Below are 951 nucleotides of genomic sequence, written 5' to 3' on the forward strand. Positions count from 1 at the left end.
TCTCCGGAGAATTTGGCGCATGATCAGATAAATGTCTTCCGAACCGGTTACGGTGATTTTTTGTTGCTTACTTAATTTGATTTCCATTGCGGCGCCTTTTATAGAGGGGCTAACGGCTTGGCTAGCCCCACCAATACCGCGCCTACCCATGACTTGAGCCAAGCTCCTGAGCTTGATGCGCGGTATTGGGTCGGGCTAAGCCACTTGTTAGCCGACCGTTTTCATTGCTTCACGACGAGCTCTCCGATCACCACCCTTCCAACTGTGAAGCCTGGTTCAGCCGGCGCCATGCGCGACTGGAGCCGCCTTCGTTTGAAGACTGTACGGAACTTGAATGGACGCGCCGGCTGAACCACACAACGCTCGCGCAGCCTGGATACCACGCAGATATTTAGTCTGGCGCCGGGCGCAGAGATTCGCAAGCGATGCCGGTGCGCCGACCGCTGTCCCGAATTCCTTGAGAAGCCGCTCGGCAGAGCCAATAAACCGCTCCCCGTCGATGCCCAGTCGGGCGAGAATCTTGGGTTCTCGTTCCTCGATGTATCCACATTTATCCACACGTAACGCCCGGCCCGTCCAATCGACCAACTCCAGGTAATCATCAAAGGCACCGCCCAAGGGGTCTGTGCGGTGGCATCGAAGGGCATCAGCGAGGCTTGGGGTAAGCCGTGCGTTTCGGCCTCCGCTCGTAACCACTCCCCATCGAGCGTTATCTCAGGATCTTTGATGGTTGCGGTCTCCTGCGAGCCGGCTTCGGACCCAACCTCCTTCGGCAGCCCGGCGATGCGTTCCTGAATCGAGGTATAGTCCGAAGCCTCCGGCGTCTCGGCCAGCCCCGCCCGGACCGGATTGAGATCCACATAGGCCATCGCCGCCGGCAATGCCTTCTCGTCAAGCAACGCCTGGCTCTTGAAGCGACCTTCCCAAAAACGTCCCTTCACCCCATCCTCG

Annotated in this window: 1 pseudogene; it reads right to left on the bottom strand. The window is 58.5% G+C overall.

Annotated features, from left to right (window positions below):
* Positions 1-221: 221 nt before the first annotated feature.
* Positions 222-951 (bottom strand): annotated as a pseudogene (locus tag E1958_RS21050) (hypothetical protein); the annotation flags it as partial.

Source organism: Candidatus Thiosymbion oneisti (assembly GCF_004359955.1).
Lineage (GTDB): Bacteria > Pseudomonadota > Gammaproteobacteria > Chromatiales > Chromatiaceae > Thiosymbion > Thiosymbion oneisti.